This window comes from Streptomyces sp. NPDC046712, from assembly GCF_040645695.1.
Lineage (GTDB): Bacteria > Actinomycetota > Actinomycetes > Streptomycetales > Streptomycetaceae > Streptomyces.
In genome coordinates this window covers 42,956-59,787 of record NZ_JBEYYW010000008.1, presented here as the reverse complement: position 1 = coordinate 59,787, position 16,832 = coordinate 42,956, and the positions used below count along the sequence as shown (strand labels likewise).

General features: G+C 71.3%; 16 protein-coding genes. 8 read left to right on the top strand and 8 right to left on the bottom strand.

Annotation, left to right across the window (positions count from 1 at the left end; genetic code table 11):
* Positions 1-21: 21 nt before the first annotated feature.
* Positions 22-198: a hypothetical protein gene (locus tag ABZ939_RS13085; protein ID WP_361852785.1), complete on the bottom strand. Its 177-nt coding sequence runs from the start codon at positions 196-198 to the stop codon at positions 22-24.
* 363 nt (positions 199-561) lie between these two features.
* On the opposite strand from ABZ939_RS13085, the gene ABZ939_RS13080 reads away from it, so the two are divergent.
* From ABZ939_RS13080 to ABZ939_RS13070, 3 genes are all read left to right on the top strand, one after another.
* Complete coding sequence (locus ABZ939_RS13080) at positions 562-1,551, top strand: SCO0930 family lipoprotein (protein WP_361852783.1); 990 nt, start codon at positions 562-564, stop codon at positions 1,549-1,551.
* Between the two features lie 291 nt (positions 1,552-1,842).
* Positions 1,843-2,655: an SAM-dependent methyltransferase gene (locus ABZ939_RS13075; RefSeq protein ID WP_361852780.1), complete on the top strand. Its 813-nt coding sequence runs from the start codon at positions 1,843-1,845 to the stop codon at positions 2,653-2,655.
* A complete protein-coding gene (locus ABZ939_RS13070; protein WP_361852777.1) occupies positions 2,652-4,817 on the top strand; it encodes an EAL domain-containing protein in 2,166 nt (721 codons plus the stop codon). The genes ABZ939_RS13075 and ABZ939_RS13070 overlap by 4 nt, the downstream gene beginning before the upstream one ends.
* Before the next feature lie 81 nt (positions 4,818-4,898).
* Here the strand turns inward: ABZ939_RS13070 and ABZ939_RS13065 are convergent, their stop codons facing one another.
* Entirely contained in the window at positions 4,899-5,786 is an 888-nt protein-coding gene (locus ABZ939_RS13065) for a LysR substrate-binding domain-containing protein (RefSeq protein WP_361852774.1), read from the bottom strand.
* 72 nt (positions 5,787-5,858) lie between these two features.
* Between ABZ939_RS13065 and ABZ939_RS13060 the strand changes: the two genes are divergently transcribed.
* From ABZ939_RS13060 to ABZ939_RS13050, 3 genes are read left to right on the top strand one after another with little or no spacing between them, the layout of a single operon-like run.
* Positions 5,859-6,569 carry a succinate dehydrogenase gene (locus ABZ939_RS13060; protein WP_361852771.1) on the top strand — a complete coding sequence of 237 codons (711 nt, stop codon included), beginning with the start codon at positions 5,859-5,861 and terminating at the stop codon, positions 6,567-6,569.
* A gap of 1 nt (position 6,570) precedes the next feature.
* A complete protein-coding gene (locus ABZ939_RS13055) occupies positions 6,571-8,514 on the top strand; it encodes a fumarate reductase/succinate dehydrogenase flavoprotein subunit (RefSeq protein ID WP_361852769.1) in 1,944 nt (647 codons plus the stop codon).
* Positions 8,511-9,260 carry a succinate dehydrogenase/fumarate reductase iron-sulfur subunit gene (locus ABZ939_RS13050; RefSeq protein ID WP_361852766.1) on the top strand — a complete coding sequence of 250 codons (750 nt, stop codon included), beginning with the start codon at positions 8,511-8,513 and terminating at the stop codon, positions 9,258-9,260. Before ABZ939_RS13055 ends, ABZ939_RS13050 begins: the two co-directional genes overlap by 4 nt.
* 141 nt (positions 9,261-9,401) lie before the next feature.
* Here the strand turns inward: ABZ939_RS13050 and ABZ939_RS13045 are convergent, their stop codons facing one another.
* Positions 9,402-10,256: a helix-turn-helix domain-containing protein gene (locus tag ABZ939_RS13045; RefSeq protein WP_361852763.1), complete on the bottom strand. Its 855-nt coding sequence runs from the start codon at positions 10,254-10,256 to the stop codon at positions 9,402-9,404.
* A 100-nt stretch (positions 10,257-10,356) separates the two neighbouring features.
* Here ABZ939_RS13045 and ABZ939_RS13040 point away from each other — a divergent pair, with 100 nt between their 5' ends.
* Positions 10,357-10,944: a YceI family protein gene (locus ABZ939_RS13040; RefSeq protein WP_361852760.1), complete on the top strand. Its 588-nt coding sequence runs from the start codon at positions 10,357-10,359 to the stop codon at positions 10,942-10,944.
* Positions 10,945-10,962: 18 nt separating this feature from the next.
* On the opposite strand, the gene ABZ939_RS13035 is transcribed toward ABZ939_RS13040, so the two are convergent.
* Both ABZ939_RS13035 and ABZ939_RS13030 read right to left on the bottom strand, forming a co-directional pair.
* Positions 10,963-13,317 (bottom strand): excinuclease ABC subunit UvrA, encoded by a 2,355-nt coding sequence (locus tag ABZ939_RS13035; RefSeq protein ID WP_361852757.1) that lies wholly within the window; start codon positions 13,315-13,317, stop codon positions 10,963-10,965.
* 9 nt (positions 13,318-13,326) lie between these two features.
* Positions 13,327-14,358, bottom strand: coding sequence for an MsnO8 family LLM class oxidoreductase (locus tag ABZ939_RS13030; protein ID WP_361852754.1), 1,032 nt, complete (start codon positions 14,356-14,358; stop codon positions 13,327-13,329).
* Between the two features lie 50 nt (positions 14,359-14,408).
* Between ABZ939_RS13030 and ABZ939_RS13025 the strand changes: the two genes are divergently transcribed.
* Positions 14,409-14,894: a hypothetical protein gene (locus tag ABZ939_RS13025; RefSeq protein WP_361852751.1), complete on the top strand. Its 486-nt coding sequence runs from the start codon at positions 14,409-14,411 to the stop codon at positions 14,892-14,894.
* A 10-nt stretch (positions 14,895-14,904) separates the two neighbouring features.
* On the opposite strand, the gene ABZ939_RS13020 is transcribed toward ABZ939_RS13025, so the two are convergent.
* From ABZ939_RS13020 to ABZ939_RS13010, 3 genes are read right to left on the bottom strand one after another with little or no spacing between them, the layout of a single operon-like run.
* Positions 14,905-15,120, bottom strand: coding sequence for a dodecin (locus tag ABZ939_RS13020; protein WP_361852749.1), 216 nt, complete (start codon positions 15,118-15,120; stop codon positions 14,905-14,907).
* A gap of 25 nt (positions 15,121-15,145) precedes the next feature.
* Positions 15,146-15,910, bottom strand: coding sequence for a GntR family transcriptional regulator (locus ABZ939_RS13015; protein WP_361852746.1), 765 nt, complete (start codon positions 15,908-15,910; stop codon positions 15,146-15,148).
* 31 nt (positions 15,911-15,941) lie between these two features.
* On the bottom strand, positions 15,942-16,709 hold the full coding sequence (locus ABZ939_RS13010; protein WP_361852743.1) for a GntR family transcriptional regulator: 768 nt from the start codon (positions 16,707-16,709) through the stop codon (positions 15,942-15,944).
* Between the last annotated feature and the right edge of the window lie 123 nt (positions 16,710-16,832).

The following is a 16,832-nucleotide window of genomic DNA, read 5'->3' as shown; positions in this document are numbered from 1 at the left end:
GCGGGCCGCGGCGGGACCGGCTCAGGCGGTGCCTGGCTGGGTGGTGGCGGCGGATCCGCGCGTACGGGAGGGGGCGTCGTCGGTGGCGGTGGCGGTGGCGGTGGCGGCGGCGATGACGGCGGTGGCGGCGAGGGCTCGGGCGTCGTAGGCGTGGGTACAGGAGGCGGCGGTGCGGGAGGCGTGGGGGTGGGCGAGCACGCGCCGGGCCCGGCGACCGCGACCGAGGTGTTCGAGCCGCCGGGCCCGGTCGTGGCATAGGCGCAGGCGTCGGCGGCGGCGGGCGCCGGTGCGGCGAACAGCCACAGGAGCGCGGCGGCCGCCAAGGGCCGTGCGAGAGACGATCCGTACAGAGACACGACGAAGATCATGATCACAAGCCCGGCCCAGCACGCCGGGAACGCCGTGGATTCCCCGGATGGAGGGGTTCTCGGAGGGCGAGGTTTGACGTTTCCCCAAAAAAATTCCTCCCCTCCTTGAGCACGATGCCGCCGCGCTCCGTATCCAATGCCGGGAACGGCGTCCGGCGCCGCGCCAACAATCCATTGAGCAAGGGGAGTTGACATGAAGACCTGGGGGAACGCGGCACTCGCGCTGACGGCGGCGGCCGTTCTCGCGCTGACGACGGCGTGCGGTCAGGAGAAGGGAGAGTCGACGCTGGGCGGGCAGCCCGCCGGAGCGGCGAACCCGGCCGGTGCGCCTGCGGACAACGGCTACAGTTCCGGCGGATACGCCTCCGGGGGCTACGGCTCCGACGCCGGCGGCGGGAGCGGCGCGGCCGAACCCGCCGGGCAGTTGGCGGTTGCGGACACCAAGCAGTTGGGCAAGGTGGTCACGGACAGCGAAGGCTTCACCCTCTACCGCTTCGACAAGGACTCCTCCTCCCCGCCCCGGGCCACCTGCGAGGGCGACTGCGCCAAGGCGTGGCCCGTGGTGAGCGCTGCGGGTGCCAAGCCCCCGGCGGGCGTGGACCCTTCGCTGCTGGGCGAGGTCACCCGGACCGACGGCAGCAAGCAACTCACCCTCGACGGCTGGCCGATGTACCGGTACGCCAAGGACACCAAGCCCGGCGACCTCAACGGCCAGGGTGTCGGCGGCACCTGGTTCGCCGCGGCCCCGGACGGAAAGAAGGCCGCGCCGGCCGCGGGCGGCGAATCGGACGAGGGTGACGCCGAGGATTCCGGTGCGGACGCCGCCGGGCTCTCGGTGCGCAAGGACCCCAAGCTCGGTGACATCGTGGTCGATTCGCGAGGAATGACGGTTTACCGCTTCAAGAAGGATTCCGCCTGGCCCATGAAGACGGCCTGCACGGGCGCCTGCCTGGAGAAGTGGCCGGTTGTCGCCCCCGTCGACAAGAACGGCATCGAGGGCATCACCAAGAAGGGCTTCGTGACCTTCAACCGCCCCGACGGCATCAAGCAGCAGACGATCGACTGCTGGCCGCTCTACACCTTCGCCGGCGACGAGGCGCCCGGAGACACCAACGGCCAAGGTGTGGGCGGCACCTGGTACGCCGTGTCCCCCGAGGGAAAGCTGGTCGGAGCGCCCAAGTAGGTCCCCCGCGCCGCGCTTCCGACCGGTCGGCCCGCCGTCACTCCTCGCGTGACGGCGGGCCGGCGCACGTCCATATGCACGTGAATTTGCACGACCTGAAGGCGTGAACTCTGCGTTCCGGATGTACGTGAACTCCGCGTTCCGGCTGCACGTGCCAATGGCGTGTGACCAAGAACGGACCGCGAATTTCCGTTTCTACTCGCCCTCCCGGCGGGCGATCAGTAGCCTCGGCTCGAACACCGGCCGCGAACACATGGCCGCATCCCCCGTGGCGACTTGTTGGAGACATTGATGGAGCGTCCCGCCTGGGCCCCGCCGGGTATCGATATCTCGGTGCCGAGCGTGTCCCGTATGTACGACTTCTATCTGGGCGGCTCGCACAATTTCGAGGTGGACCGGGAAGCCGCCCGTAAGGCCATGGCGTTCATGCCGGGACTCCCCAAGATCATGCAGGCGAACCGTGCCTTCATGCGTCGCGCGGTCCGCTACGCGGTCGACCACGGAATCACCCAGTTCCTCGACATCGGCTCCGGCATACCGACGTTCGGCAATGTCCACGAGGTCGCCCAGGCCGCCGCCCCCGGCGCGCGAGTGGTGTACGTCGACCACGACCCGGTCGCCGTGGCGCACAGCAGAGCCGTCCTCGAAGGCAACGACGACACGGCCGTCCTCTCCGCGGACCTGCGCAAGCCACAGGAGATCCTGCACAGCCCCGAGGTCGGCCAACTCCTCGACCTCGAACGGCCGGTGGCCCTGCTGCTCGTGGCCGTCCTGCACTTCCTCGAGGACGAGGACGAGCCGGAGCGGGCCGTCGCCGAACTCGTCGACGCGCTCGCCCCCGGCAGCCTCGTCGTCCTGACCCACGCCTCCTACGAAGGCATTCCGCTGACGGAGGAGGAAGCGGGCGGCACCGTCGGGGTCTACCGGAACATCCGCAATCCGCTCGTCATGCGCTCGCACGCCGAGATATCCCGGTTCTTCGAAGGCGTCGAACTGGTCGATCCGGGCCTCGTCTCCATGCCTCTCTGGCGGCCCGACGGCCCCACGGACGAGGAGGATCCATACGCCTTCTCGGGCTTCGCAGGGGTGGGGCGCAAGGCGTGAAGGTGCCGTCTCAGCCGTCCGATTCCGGCGCGGAGCCGGACGGCCCGGAGGACAGACTCAGGCGGTTCGCCACCATCTGGAGCCGGGCCATCTTCCCGGTCACCGCCACCTCGCTGACCCGCGCCGAGTTCGAGCAGCATCTGCTGCCGATCGCGCGCACGTTGAGCGCCGCGCTGCACGACCGTCCCTTCGACACGGCCCCGGCGCACCGCGCGGGCGCTGCCCTGGTCGCAGCCCACTGCACCGACCCGGACGCGCTCAGCCGTACCCTCGGGGTCATCGAGTCGTACCTGGTGCTCTACTGCGGCGACGAGCGGAACACACCCGCCGAGGAGCTACGGGCCCGCTGCGCGCGGCTCCAGCACGCCCTGGCCGCCGGCTTCGCCCAGGCCCTGCGCGAGCGGACCCTCGCCGAACAAGAGGCCATCGCCCGCTCCGCGTTCGCCGCCCGCAGCGCCGCCGAACTCGCCCTGCACTCCACCGAGACCCGCTTCCGCGCGGTCTTCGAGCGCGCCGCCATCGGCATCGGCATCGCCGACCTTCACGGCAACGTCCTTGAGGTCAATGAGACCCTGACGCGGATGTTCGGCGGCATGGAGAGCCAGGTCCGCAGTCGCAACGTCCAGGACTGGGTCCATCCCGAGGACGCCCCGCACGTCTGGAAGCTCTACGGCGAGCTGGTGCGCGGCGAGCGCGACCACTACCGCGTCGAGAAGCCGTACTACCGGGGCGACGGCACCGTCCTGTGGACCAACCTGACCGTGTCTCTCCTGCGTGACGCCGAGGGCTCCCCCCAGTACCAGCTGGCGCTGATGGAGGACACCACCGAGCGGCGGCTGCTCAACCTGCGGCTGCGGTACGAGGCGACCCATGACGCGCTCACCGGACTGCCGAACCGGACCCTGTTCTTCGAGCGTCTGGAGAAGGCGCTCGCCCCGGGTGACGGCGCCCGCTTCGGGCTCTGCTACCTGGACCTCGACGGTTTCAAGGCCATCAACGACAGCCTGGGCCACTCCACCGGCGACCGGCTGCTCGTCGAGGTCGCCGACCGGCTGCAGAGCTGCGCCACGGCCCCGGGCGAGATGGTGGCCCGGCTCGGCGGCGACGAGTTCGTCGCCCTGACGACGGGCCGAGGCACCGAGCGGGATGTCGTCGACCTGGCGAACCGCATCCTCGCCGCGCTCGCCGCGCCCGTCCGGATCGACGGGCGCGAACTGACCGTGCGCGGCAGCATCGGTGTCGTCGAGGGACCGGCGGGGGAGCGGACCCCGGCCGAGGTGCTGCGCAGCGCCGACATCACGATGTACCGCGCCAAGTCGGCGGGCGGCAACCGCTTCGAGTTCGCCGACGCGGAGGCCGACGCCCGCGCGATCACCCGGCACGGGCTGACCACCGCGCTGCCGGCGGCGCTGGAACGCGGCGAGTTCTTCATCGAGTACCAGCCGCTGGTGCACCTCGGCGACGGCAGTGTGCACGGCGCGGAGGCGCTCGTACGGTGGTGCCACCCGCAGCACGGTGTGCTCGGGCCCGACCGGTTCATCCCGCTCGCCGAGAACACCGGGCTGATCGTGCCGCTGGGGCGCTGGGTGCTCCAGGAGGCGGTACGCCAGGCCCGGTTCTGGCAGACCCGGCACTCCGACGGCGGTCCGCTGCGGATCAACGTCAACCTGTCGCCGACCCAACTGCACCACCCGCGGCTGGTCGCCGACACCGTCGACGTCCTGGAGCGCTCCGGCCTGGAACCGGGCGCCCTGTGCCTGGAGGTCACCGAGTCGGCGCTGATAGGCGCGGACGACGATCTGCTGAAGCCGTTGCGGCAGCTCGCCGAGATGGGCGTGGACATCGCACTGGACGACTTCGGCACGGGGTACTCGAACCTGGCGAACCTGCGCCGGCTGCCGGTGAGCGTCCTCAAGCTGGACCGCTCCTTCACACGAGGCATGCAGCAGCATCCGGCGGACCCGGTCGATCTCAAGATCGTGGAGGGGATCGTCTCGCTGGCGCACAGCCTGTCGCTGGCGGTGACGGTCGAGGGGGTGGAGACGGGGGCGCAGGCGCAGCAGCTCCGCGAACTGGGCTGCGACACGGCCCAAGGCTGGTACTACGCCCGCCCGGGCGCCCCGGACCGCATCCACACCCTGCTCCTCGCGGACGCGGTCTAGCCATCGGGGGCGGTGCCCGTGGGTACCGCGTGCACCGCCTCAGGGGGCGAATGCGTACGGCGCGGGGGCCGGGGGTGGTCGTCAGGTGGCCGCGCGCGAGGCCAGCAGGACCCGCTGGAGCTCCCGCGCCGCGCGGGGTGGGGCCACGTCGCTGCGGTGGGCCAGGGCGATCGTCCGCCGCAGGCCCGGCCGGGCCAGAGACGTGACCCGGAGGTCACGCCCCGCACGCGCGGCGACCATCGCCGGCACCACCGCCACCCCGAGACCCGCCCGCACGAACCCGAGCACCGCGTCCATCTCGCCGCCTTCCACCGTGAACGAGGGCTCGAAACCCTCCGCCCGGCACGCCGCCACGGTCAGCTCCCGCAGGTCGTAGCCGTGCCGGAACATCACCAGCGGCTGGTCCCGCAGATCCGCGATCCGCACCGGCCGCCCGGGCGCCGGGGCCGCCGCGCTCGACACCACCACCAGGTCCTCGCGCAGCAGCTCCACCGTCGTCAGCGCCGGTGACGGCGTCGGCAGCGGCAGCACCACCAGCGCCAGATCCAGCGCGCCGCGCGCCAGCTCCCGTACGAGATCGTGCGAGCCGCCCTCCTCGATGAGGAGCCGGATCCCCGGGTGCAGATCGTGGAAGGCGCGCAGCACGTCCGGCAGCAGACCCGTGCACAGGCTCGGCGTCGCGCCGAGCCGCACCCGCCCGCGCTTCAGCTGCACCAGCTCCTGCACCTCGTGCCGGGCCGTGTCGGTGTCCGCGAGGATCCGCCGGGCCAGCGGCAGCAGCGCCTCGCCCGCGTCCGTCAGCGCGATGTTCCCCCGCGCCCGGCTGAACAGCTCCGCCCCCAGCTCCTGCTCCAGGGCCCTGATCTGCTGCGAGAGCGAGGGCTGGGACACATGCACCCGCTCGGCGGCGCGCGTGAAGTGCCGGGTCTCGGCCACGGCCACGAAGTACAGAAGCTGCTGGAACTGCATAGGCTCAGCCTATCGAGATGAGCCGGACCATGTCTTGGACCTCTCGGGCCCTCCGGCCCTAGCGTCGTCCGTATGGCTCTGGCAACGAAGACGGCACCACCGCCGCCCACCCGCTCCCGCGGCTTCTGGTCATCGACCATCGGCAAGAAGACCGTCATGGCCGTGAGCGGTCTGATCATGCTCGGCTACCTCGTGGCCCACGTCATGGGAAACCTCAAGGTCTTCTTCGGCCCCGAGGAGTTCAACGCGTACGGCCACTGGCTGCGCACCATGGGCGATCCCGTCCTGCACTACTCCTGGGCCCTGTGGCTCGTCCGGATCGTGCTGCTCGCCGCCGTCGTCGCCCACGCCGTCTCCGCGTACCAGCTCAGCAAGCGGGACATCAAGGCCCGCTCCGCCGCCTACGTCCACCGCCGCAAGCGGTCCTCCTACGCCACCCGCACCATGCGCTGGGGCGGCGTGATCGTCGCGCTCTTCATCGTCTGGCACGTCCTGGACCTGACCACCGGCACCGTCCACCCCGGCGGTTTCCAGGAGGGCCACCCGTACCAGAACGTCGTCGACACCTTCTCCACCTGGTACGGCAACGTGATCTACATCGTCGCCATGCTCGCCGTCGGCCTGCACATCCGCCACGGATTCTGGAGCGCCGCCCAGACCCTCGGCGTCGGCAACGCGACCAGGGAGCGGCTGCTCAAGGCCCTCGCGAACGGCCTCGCGCTCGTCCTGACCGCGGGCTTCATCTCCGTACCCGTAGCCGTCATGACCGGAGTGGTGAGCTGACATGAGCTACCTCGACTTCCAGACCGGTGAGCCGGTCGTCGACCACAAGGCCCCCGCCGGCCCCATCGCCGAACGCTGGGACACCCGCCGCTTCCAGGCCAAGCTGGTCAACCCCGCCAACCGCCGCAAGCACACCGTCATCGTCGTCGGCACCGGACTCGCCGGCGGCTCCGCCGGTGCGACCCTCGCCGAACAGGGCTACCACGTCGTCCAGTTCTGCTACCAGGACTCCCCGCGCCGGGCGCACTCCATCGCCGCGCAGGGCGGTATCAACGCCGCGAAGAACTACCGCAACGACGGTGACTCCGTCCACCGCCTCTTCTACGACACCGTCAAGGGCGGCGACTTCCGCGCCCGTGAGTCCAACGTCCACCGCCTCGCCCAGATCTCGGTCGAGATCATCGACCAGTGCGTCGCCCAGGGCGTGCCCTTCGCCCGCGAGTACGGCGGTCTGCTCGACACCCGCTCCTTCGGCGGCGTCCAGGTCTCCCGTACCTTCTACGCCCGCGGCCAGACGGGTCAGCAGCTGCTGCTCGGCGCGTACCAGGCGCTGTCCCGGCAGATCGCGGCCGGAAACGTCGAACTGCACGCCAGGACCGAGATGCTGGACCTGATCGTCGTCGACGGCCGGGCGCGCGGCATCGTCGCCCGCGACCTCGTCACCGGCGAGATCTCCACCCACTACGCGGACGCGGTGGTCCTGGCCAGCGGCGGCTACGGCAACGTCTTCTACCTGTCGACGAACGCCATGAACTCCAACGCCACCGCCGTCTGGCGGGCCCACCGGCGCGGCGCGTACTTCGCCAACCCCTGCTTCACCCAGATCCACCCCACCTGCATCCCGCGCACCGGCGACCACCAGTCAAAGCTCACCCTGATGAGCGAGTCGCTGCGCAACGACGGCCGCATCTGGGTCCCCAAGGCGAAGGGCGACACCCGCCCCGCCGCCGAGATCCCCGAGGACGAGCGCGACTACTACCTCGAGCGCATCTACCCTTCCTTCGGCAACCTCGTCCCCCGCGACATCGCCTCCCGCGCCGCCAAGAACGTCTGCGACGAGGGCCGGGGCGTCGGACCGGGCGGCCAGGGGGTGTACCTCGACTTCGCCGACGCGATCCGGCGGATGGGCCGCAAGGCGGTCGAGGAGAAGTACGGCAACCTCTTCGACATGTACGAGCGGATCACCGCCGAGAACCCGTACGAGGTGCCGATGCGGATCTACCCCGCCGTGCACTACACGATGGGCGGACTCTGGGTGGACTACGACCTCCAGACCACCGTCCCCGGTCTCTTCGCCATCGGCGAGGCCAACTTCTCCGACCACGGTGCCAACCGGCTCGGCGCCTCCGCGTTGATGCAGGGCCTCGCCGACGGCTACTTCGTCCTGCCCTCCACCATCAACGACTACCTGGCCCGCCACCCGTCGAGCGAACCGCTCGATGACACGCACCCGGTGGTGCGCGAGGTCCTCGCCGAGACCCAGGACCGCCTCAACCTGCTGCTCGCCGTGGACGGCGACCGGACACCCGACTCCTTCCACCGCGAACTCGGCGAACTGATGTGGGAGTTCTGCGGCATGGCCCGCACGGACGAGGGTCTGCGCAAGGCGCTCGACCGTATTCCGCAGATCCGCGAGGAGTTCTGGCGCCGCATCAAGGTCCCGGGCAGCGGCGAGGAATTGAACCAGTCGCTGGAGAAGGCCAACCGGATCGTCGACTATCTGGAGCTCGCCGAGCTGATGTGTCTCGACGCGCTGAACCGGGCCGAATCCTGCGGTGGCCACTTCCGCGAGGAGTCCCAGACGCCGGACGGCGAGGCCGCGCGGCGCGACGAGGAGTTCTCGTACGCGGCGGCCTGGGAGTTCAACCAGGGCGCCGCCCCTGTCCTGCACAAGGAAGACCTCGTCTTCGAGTACGTCCACCCCACCCAGCGGAGCTACGCATGAAGCTCACCCTGCGCGTCTGGCGCCAGAAGAACGCCGACGCCCCCGGCGCCATGTCCACCTACGACGTGGACGGAATCTCCTCGGACATGTCGTTCCTGGAGATGCTCGACACGCTCAACGAGGAGCTCATCCTGCGCGGTGAGGACCCCGTCGCCTTCGACCACGACTGCCGCGAGGGCATCTGCGGCGCCTGCAGCCTGGTCATCAACGGGGACGCCCACGGACCCGAGCGCACCACCACCTGCCAGCTCCACATGCGGTCCTTCCGCGACGGCGACACGATCGACATCGAGCCGTGGCGCGCCTCGGCGTTCCCGGTCGTCAAGGACCTGGTCGTCGACCGCTCCGCCTTCGACCGCATCATCCAGGCCGGCGGCTACATCAGCGCGCCGACGGGCTCGGCCCCCGAGGCCCACGCGACGCCGGTCCCGAAGGCGGACGCCGACTTCGCCTTCGAGCACGCCGAGTGCATCGGCTGCGGCGCGTGTGTGGCGGCCTGCCCCAACGGCTCGGCGATGCTCTTCACGTCGGCGAAGGTCAACCATCTGAACGTGCTGCCCCAGGGCGCCCCGGAACGGGAGACGCGGGTCCTGGACATGGTGGGTCAGATGGACGCCGAGGGCTTCGGCGGCTGCACGCTCACGGGGGAGTGCGCGACGGCGTGCCCGAAGGGGATTCCGCTGCCGTCGATCGCGGCGATGAACAAGGAGTGGCTGCGCGCCCAGCGCAAGGCCTCCCGCCGGTAGGTCCCGCCTCTATACTCCCTGTGCTCCACCGGCAGGCGCACAGGAGAGAGACCGGGGACACGGGGGAACCATGGCTGAGGCGTACGTGGGGTCGGCGTTGGGAGATGCCGGTCCGCGCGCAGGGTGCCGGGGAGATGCCGGTCAGCCGCCGACCGCGCGCAGGGTGCCCGGGCGGCGGCCGACGAGCCGGTCCAGGGCCACGGAGGACGCCTCGTCGGCGGGCAGCTGCACGACCATGTTCTGCCCGTCGGTCTCGGCCAGTTCGAGTACCTCGTACGCCAGGCGCAGCTCTCCCGCCTCGGGATGCACCAGGCGTTCCACACCCGAGCGCGCCCGCAGTACGCCCGCGGCGGCGAGCCGGTCCGCGAACGCCGCCCCCGCCGTGATCGTCAACTCCCTGGCCAGTTCGGCCATGTAGGGGTCGGAGCCGGTGACGCCGAAGTACAGCGCCGCCACCTGCTGGTCGGCGATCCGGTCCCAGTCCGGGTACACCGCTCGGGCCCGCGGATCGGTGAAGACGTAGCGGAGCAGGCTCGGCGGGCTGCCGTCGAGCAGCCCCACGGGCCCCGCGAGCCGCGCATAGCCCTCGGAGTACGCGACGATCTCGCCCAGCATGTTCGTCACCGCGGCAGGCGTGGCACCGAGCCGGTCGAGCAGCGCGCGCACCGTCGGCCGCACCTCGCGCGCCGGGGTCGGCGCCACCCCGCACATGTGCCGGCCGTCCTGGGACTTCATCAGGCGCCTCATGTGCACCCGGGCGTCGAGCGGCAGCCGCAGCGCGTCGCTGAGCGCGCCGAGCACCTGAGCCGAGGGATTGCGGTCCCGGCCCTGCTCCAGCCGGGCCAGGTACTCGACGCTGATCCCCGCGAGCATCGCCAACTCGGCCCGGCGCAGGCCCGGCGTGCGCCGCCGCGCGCCGGCCGGCAGACCGACCTCCGCGGGTGCCATGGCCTCACGGCGGGCACGCAGGAACGCCCCCAGTTCGTTGTCGCTCATCCCACGATCGTACGAGCGCCGGGGCTGCCGAGGGTGGCCCTGTCACTACCAGCCTCCGCCCGGCCTTCCTCGCGGCGCGGCGAGGCGCCAGCGTGGAGCCATGACCACTGAATCGCAGAGCACCACCGGATCGCAGAGCACCACCGGTACGCAGAGCAGCACGACCGCACTCCCGCTGACCTCCGGGCGCTGGGCCTTCGACCCGCTGCACTCCGCCGTCGGCTTCACGGTCCGTCACCTCGGGATCTCCAAGGTGCGCGGCCGCTTCAACGACCTGCAGGCCGAGCTCGTCGTCGGCGAGAGCCTCGAGGACTCCTCCATCACCGCGACCGTCGGGCTCGCCTCGATCGACACCGGCAACGCGGACCGGGACGCGCATGTGCGCTCGGCGGACCTGCTCGACGTCGAGAAGCGCCCGACGATGACGTTCCGCTCGACCCGGATCAGCGGTGCGGGCGAGGACTGGAGCCTGGACGGCGAGCTCACCATCGGGGACGTCACCCGCCCGATCACCTTCGACGTCGAGTTCGGCGGGGTCGTGGACGTGCCCGTGGACGGCAGCAGGCATGCGGGCTTCGACGCCACCGGCGAGTTCCGGCGCAGCGACTTCGGGCTCGACTTCGCCCCCGGCTTCCTCGGCGACGTGATCAAGGTGAACCTGGAGGTGCAGTTCGTCGAGCCCAAGTAGGCGCCGACCGAGGTGTGTTCAGGCGTCGAGCCGGGCCGCGAGATACGGCGCCGTCCGGCTCGACGCCGCCCGTGCCACCTCGGCGGGCGGCCCCTCGGCGACGATCCGGCCGCCTTCCTCACCGCCGCCGGGCCCGAGGTCGAGCACCCAGTCCGCCGTCGCGACCACGTCCATGTCGTGTTCGACGACGATCACCGAGTGCCCGGCGTCGACCAGGCCGTGGAGCTGGCGCATCAGGACCTCGACGTCGGCCGGGTGGAGGCCGGTCGTCGGCTCGTCCAGCACGTACAGCGTGTGGCCGCGGCGCAGCCGCTGCAGCTCGGAGGCGAGTTTGATGCGCTGGGCCTCGCCGCCGGAGAGCTCGGTGGCCGGCTGCCCCAGCCGGAGATAGCCGAGGCCGACGTCGAGCAGGGTGCGCAGGCTGCGCGCGGCGGCAGGGGTGTCGGCGAAGAACTCGGCGGCCGACTCCACCGTCAGGTCGAGCACCTCCGCGATGGTGAGCCCGCGCAGCCGGACCTCCAGGGTCTCCGGGTTGTAGCGGGCCCCGCGGCAGTCCGGACAGGGCGCGTACGTGCTCGGCAGGAAGAGCAGCTCGACCGAGACGAACCCCTCGCCCTGGCAGGTCTCGCAGCGGCCACCGGGCACGTTGAACGAGAACCGCCCGGCCTTGTACCCACGGGCACGAGCCTCCTCGGTGGCCGTGAACAGCTTGCGTACGACGTCGAAAAGGCCCGTGTACGTGGCCAGGTTGGAGCGGGGAGTCCGCCCGATCGGCTTCTGATCGACCGTCACCAACCGTTCCACGCCCGACAGTTCTGCGGAGAGTTCTCCTACGAGGGTCGACTTGCCCGACCCCGAGACTCCGGTCACCGCCGTGAGGACCCCCATCGGGAAGGCCGCGTCGAGATCCTTCAAGTTGTGCCGGGTGATCGGGCCCGTCCGCAGCCAGCCCGCCGGCTCGCGCACCTCCCGCTCGGGCTCCGGGGCCCGGTCGAAGAGGAAACGGCGGGTCGCGGACTCCTCGACACCGGCCAGCTCGTGCGGCGGGCCGCTGTGCAGGACCCGGCCCCCGTGCACCCCCGCGCGGGGGCCGACGTCCACGATCCAGTCGGCGTGGCGCACCACGTCGAGGTGGTGCTCGACCACGAACACCGAGTTCCCGGCCGCCTTGAGCCGGTCCAGGACCACCAGGAGCGCCTCGGTGTCGGCCGGGTGCAGTCCCGCGGACGGCTCGTCGAGGACGTACACGACGCCGAACAGGCCGGAGCGCAACTGGGTGGCGAGACGCAGCCGTTGGAGTTCCCCGTTGGACAGGGACGGGGTGGTGCGGTCCAGACTCAGATAGCCGAGGCCGAGTTCGGTGACCGTGCCGATCCGCGCGAGGAGATCCTCGGTCAGGACCCGCGCCGTCTCCGAGCCGTCGTGCGCCGTGAGAATCCCCGCCAGTGCCGTGAGCGGCAGGGCTGCCAGCGCGGCGATCGTATGCCCCGCGAAGGTCACGGCGAGGGCCTCGGGGCGCAGCCTGCTGCCGCCGCACACCTGACACGGCGCGCTGGTCAGGAACCGCTCGGCCTTCGCGCGCAGCGTCGCGCTCCTGGAGTCGGAGAAGGTGTGCATCACATAGCGTCGGGCGCTCATGTACGTGCCCTGGTAAGGGCGTTGGATGCGCCTCGCCTCCCGTACCGGATGGACCGTCACGACCGGCTGCTCGTCCGTGAAGAGGATCCACTCCCGGTCCTTCGGGTCCAGCTCCCGCCACGGCCGGTCGACGTCGTGACCGAGGGTGTCCAGGACGTCGCGGAGGTTCTTGCCCTGCCAGGCACCCGGCCAGGCGGCGATCGCCCCGTCCCGGATCGACAAGTCCGGGTCGGGGACGAGCAGTTCCTCACTGGTGTCGTGGACGCGGCCGAGTCCCTGGCACGCGGGGCAGGCACCGGCGGCGGTGTTCGGCGAGAACGCGTCGGAGTCCAGCCGCGCGGCCCCGTCCGGATACGAGCCCGCGCGGGAGAACAGCATGCGCAGCGAGTTCGACAGGGTGGTGACCGTGCCGACCGACGAGCGGGCGTTCGGCGACGAGCGGCGTTGTTCGAGGGAGACTGCCGGCGGCAGGCCGGTGATCTCGCCGACCTTCGGCGCGCCCACCTGGTGGATCAGCCGCCGCGCGTAGGGCGCGACCGACTCGAAGTAGCGGCGCTGGGCCTCCGCGTAGATCGTCCCGAAGGCGAGCGAGGACTTGCCGGAGCCGGACACCCCGGTGAAGACGGCGATCGCGTCGCGCGGAATGTCGACATCGACCCCGGTGAGGTTGTGCTCGCGGGCGCCGCGGACGCGGACGTACGGATCGTGACGGTGGTCGCGGGAGGTCTCGGGCATTCCTCGATACTAGGCGTTTGCCCTGGTCAGGCCCGTGCCCAGGCCCGCGACATGGGCGAGCCCGCGGTAGGAGTCGCGCAGCGCGTCGCGATCGTACGTACTGGTCGTCACCAGCACCTCCTGCGCCCCGCTCTCCTTCACCACCCGCTCCAGTGCGTCACCGACCTGTTCCTCCGTGCCGTACACATGCCCCGTCAGCCCCGACTCGTAGAATCCCCGCTGCTTCTCCGTCATCGCGAGCCCCTCGATCCGCTCGACGGGCAGGAGCGGCGGGAAGACACCCTGGGTGCGCGAGTACGCGAGCGACCACGCCTCCGGGATCAGCAGGCGCCGGGCCTCCTCCTCGGTGCCGGCCACGGCCACCGTGCCCGCGACCACGACGTACGGCTCCTCGGACCAGGGGGAGGGGCGGAAGGCGGACCGATAGGCGTCGATCGCGCGCAGCATCCGCTCCCGGCCCCGCAGATCCCCGATGACCAGCGGGAGGCCGGCCGCGGCGGCGATCGAGGCGCCTTCGCCGGTCGCGAGGACGTACGGCGGTACGCGCAGGCCCTCGGCCGGGCGGGCGTGCACCTGCGGGTGGGCGGTCTGGGTGCCCGTGAACCAGCCGAGCAGCTCGGTCAGCTGTTCCCCGAACCGCTCGGCGTCGTCCTTGTCCCGGCCGAGCGCCCGGCGGATCCCGTCGGTGAAGCCGACCGAGCGGCCGAGCCCCATGTCGATCCGGCCGGGGAACAGCGACTCGAGGACGCCGAACTGCTCGGCGACGACCATCGGCTGGTGGTTGGGAAGCATCACCCCGCCGGTGCCGACCCTGATGGAGGACGTGGCGGCGGCGACGGCGGCGGCCAGCACGGCGGGCGCGGAGCCGGCCACGCCGGGCACGCTGTGGTGCTCCGAGACCCAGAAGCGGTGGTACCCGAGCGCCTCCACCTCGCGTGCGAGGTCGACGGTGGCGCGCAGCGCGGCGGAGCCGTCCTCACCCTCCCGGGTCCGGGAGCGGTCGAGGACGGAGAAGCGGATGCCGTCGAGCGAAGGGGTCACGCAGGGTTCAACGCAGGGGAGCGCCGAGGATTCCCTAGTCTGTCCGGGTGATGCGACACGCCAGGCCCATAGCCGTCTTCGACCTCGACAACACCCTCGCCGGTACCGCCCACCGCCAGCGCTTCCTGGAGCGGCGCCCGCGCGACTGGGCAGCCTTCTTCGCCGCGGCGCCCGAGGATCCGCCGCTCGCGCGGGGGGTCGCGCTGTGCCGGCAAGCTGCGGAGGAGTGCGAGATCGTCTACCTCACCGGGCGCCCCGAGCGCTGCCGCCGGGACACCGTCGCGTGGCTCACCGCGCAGGGACTGCCGGAGGGCCGGATCCACATGCGGCGCAACAGCGACTTCCGCCCCGCCCGCCACACCAAGCTGGAGGTCCTGCGCCGGCTCGGCCGCGACCGCGAGATCCGGATGCTGGTCGACGACGACGAGCTGGTCTGCGACGCGGCCGAACAGGCCGGCTTCCGGGTCGTCCGCGCCCGCTGGGCCGTGGCGTCCGAGGCCCTCGAGGACGCGCAGGAGAAGGAGGGCCGGACCTGACCCGACCGGGTCAGTCGCCGTCCTCCAGCCGGAAGCCGACCTTCAGACCGACCTGGAAGTGCCCGATCCCCCCGTCGACGAGGTGCCCGCGCACCTGCGTCACCTCGAACCAGTCGAGGCCGCGGAGCTTCTGCGAGGCCCGCTCGATGCCGTTGCGAATGGCCTGGTCCACGCTCTCCGTGGAGGTGCCGACGATCTCGGTGACGCGGTAGGTGTGGTTCGACATGAGGGCCGAACTCCTCTCCTTCGGGTTACTCCACCGTGCCCCACCACGCCCCGGTCCGCGACACGTCGGGCGCCGGGTGATCGGCGGCGCCGTCGGCGAGGGCGAGCCGGGAGACGATCCGGTAGCGGTCGCCCCGGTACAGCGAGCGGACGTACTCCACCGGCCGGCCGGCCGTGTCCGAGGTGATCCGGTCGAAGAGCAGGGCGGGGGAGAGCACGGGGACGTCGAGCAGCGCGGCCTCCTCCTCACTCAGGACGGTCGGCTCGATCGACTGGACCGCGTGGGCCGTCCTGATGCGGCACTTCTCGCGCAGAAGGGCGTAGAAGCCGCCCTCCATGTCGGCGGGTGTCAGGCCGGGGACCAGTTCGGCGGGGACGTGCAGATGCTCAAGGGCGATCGGAGCCCCGTCGACGTGCCGCAGCCGCGCCACGTACACCAGCTCCGCCGCGGGGGAGACCCTCAGCTTCCGCCCGATCCGGGCGCCCGCCCGTACGGTACGGAACTCCAGCACCGTGCTCGTCCAGCTGCCGCGGCTCCGGGGCGCGCCCGCCGCGTGGTCCTCGGCGACGAGCTCCTGGGTGATCTTGGCCGGTGCGACGAACATGCCGCGTCCGTGCTCCCGTACCAGCACGCCCGTGGCCACCAACTCGTCCACGGCGGCGCGCAGGGTGGGGCGTGAGACGCCGAGCGTGGCGCACAGGGTGCGCTCGGAGGGGATGGCGTCCCCGGGACGGCGCCCGTCGATCACGGTCAGCAGATGTTCTCGTACCCGCTCCCGCTTGAGCTCCATCGTGTGCCCTCCCCGGCCTGTCGTCCGGCGGTCAGTATGCATCCCCGGCCGTCGACGAGGTCACGACGCCGTCGCGGGTGAAGTCCAGCCGGGAGACGATCCGGTAGCGGTCGCCGCGGTACACCGAGTGGACGTACTCCACCGGTCGGCCCGAGGTGTCGAGGGTGAGGCGCTCGATCAGCAGGGCGGGGGAGAGGACGGGGACGTCCAGGAGGGCGGCCTCCGCCTCGCTCACGACGGTGGGCTCGATCGACTGCGTGGCCTCCCGGACGTGGACGCGGTGGTGGTCCCTGAGGTGGTCGTAGAGGTCGCCGGCCTCCAGTTCCTGCGCGGTGAGCGCGGCGGGGACCAGGTCCGCCGGGATGTGGAGGTGCTCGATCGCCATGGGGGAGCCGTCGACCAGGCGGAGGCGGGCGATGTAGAGCAGCTCGGCGGCGGGGGAGACGCGGAGCTTGCGGCCGATCCGCGCCCCGGCCCGGAGCGTGGCGGACTCCAGCACCGTGCTGGACCAGCTGCCGGAGGCGCGCGGAACGGTGAAGGCCGCGTCGTCCGGGGCGAGTTGCTGGGTGATCTTGGCCGGTGCGACGAACATGCCGCGTCCGTGCTCCCGTACCAGCACGCCCGTGGCCACCAACTCGTCGACAGCTGCGCGCAGGGTGGGGCGTGAGACGCCGAGCGTGGCGCACAGGGTGCGCTCGGAGGGGATCGGTTCGCCGGGTCGGCCCGCCTCGATCAGGCCCAGCAGATGTTCCCGTACACGCTCCCTCTTCAGCACCCCGCCCGAGGGGCCGTCCTTCATGCGTTCTCCCTGGCTGGTCAACTGGTAAGGCTCATCCTAACCAGAGTCCTGGCCATCGAGAGGTCGTCGGTGAGTGAACGACGCATATTTTTCAAGGGGTTGACGGCTCCATTGGTCCATGCC

Bases quoted from the DNA above. Each gene is read 5' to 3' on its own strand.
- ABZ939_RS13080 (WP_361852783.1), top strand. From the start codon at position 562: ATGAAGACCTGGGGGAACGCGGCACTCGCGCTGACGGCGGCGGCCGTT.
- ABZ939_RS13075 (WP_361852780.1), top strand. From the start codon at position 1,843: ATGGAGCGTCCCGCCTGGGCCCCGCCGGGTATCGATATCTCGGTGCCG.
- ABZ939_RS13065 (WP_361852774.1), bottom strand. From the start codon at position 5,786: ATGCAGTTCCAGCAGCTTCTGTACTTCGTGGCCGTGGCCGAGACCCGG.
- ABZ939_RS13060 (WP_361852771.1), top strand. From the start codon at position 5,859: ATGGCTCTGGCAACGAAGACGGCACCACCGCCGCCCACCCGCTCCCGC.
- ABZ939_RS13055 (WP_361852769.1), top strand. From the start codon at position 6,571: ATGAGCTACCTCGACTTCCAGACCGGTGAGCCGGTCGTCGACCACAAG.
- ABZ939_RS13050 (WP_361852766.1), top strand. From the start codon at position 8,511: ATGAAGCTCACCCTGCGCGTCTGGCGCCAGAAGAACGCCGACGCCCCC.
- ABZ939_RS13045 (WP_361852763.1), bottom strand. From the start codon at position 10,256: ATGAGCGACAACGAACTGGGGGCGTTCCTGCGTGCCCGCCGTGAGGCC.
- ABZ939_RS13040 (WP_361852760.1), top strand. From the start codon at position 10,357: ATGACCACTGAATCGCAGAGCACCACCGGATCGCAGAGCACCACCGGT.
- ABZ939_RS13035 (WP_361852757.1), bottom strand. From the start codon at position 13,317: ATGCCCGAGACCTCCCGCGACCACCGTCACGATCCGTACGTCCGCGTC.
- ABZ939_RS13025 (WP_361852751.1), top strand. From the start codon at position 14,409: ATGCGACACGCCAGGCCCATAGCCGTCTTCGACCTCGACAACACCCTC.
- ABZ939_RS13020 (WP_361852749.1), bottom strand. From the start codon at position 15,120: ATGTCGAACCACACCTACCGCGTCACCGAGATCGTCGGCACCTCCACG.
- ABZ939_RS13015 (WP_361852746.1), bottom strand. From the start codon at position 15,910: ATGGAGCTCAAGCGGGAGCGGGTACGAGAACATCTGCTGACCGTGATC.
- ABZ939_RS13010 (WP_361852743.1), bottom strand. From the start codon at position 16,709: ATGAAGGACGGCCCCTCGGGCGGGGTGCTGAAGAGGGAGCGTGTACGG.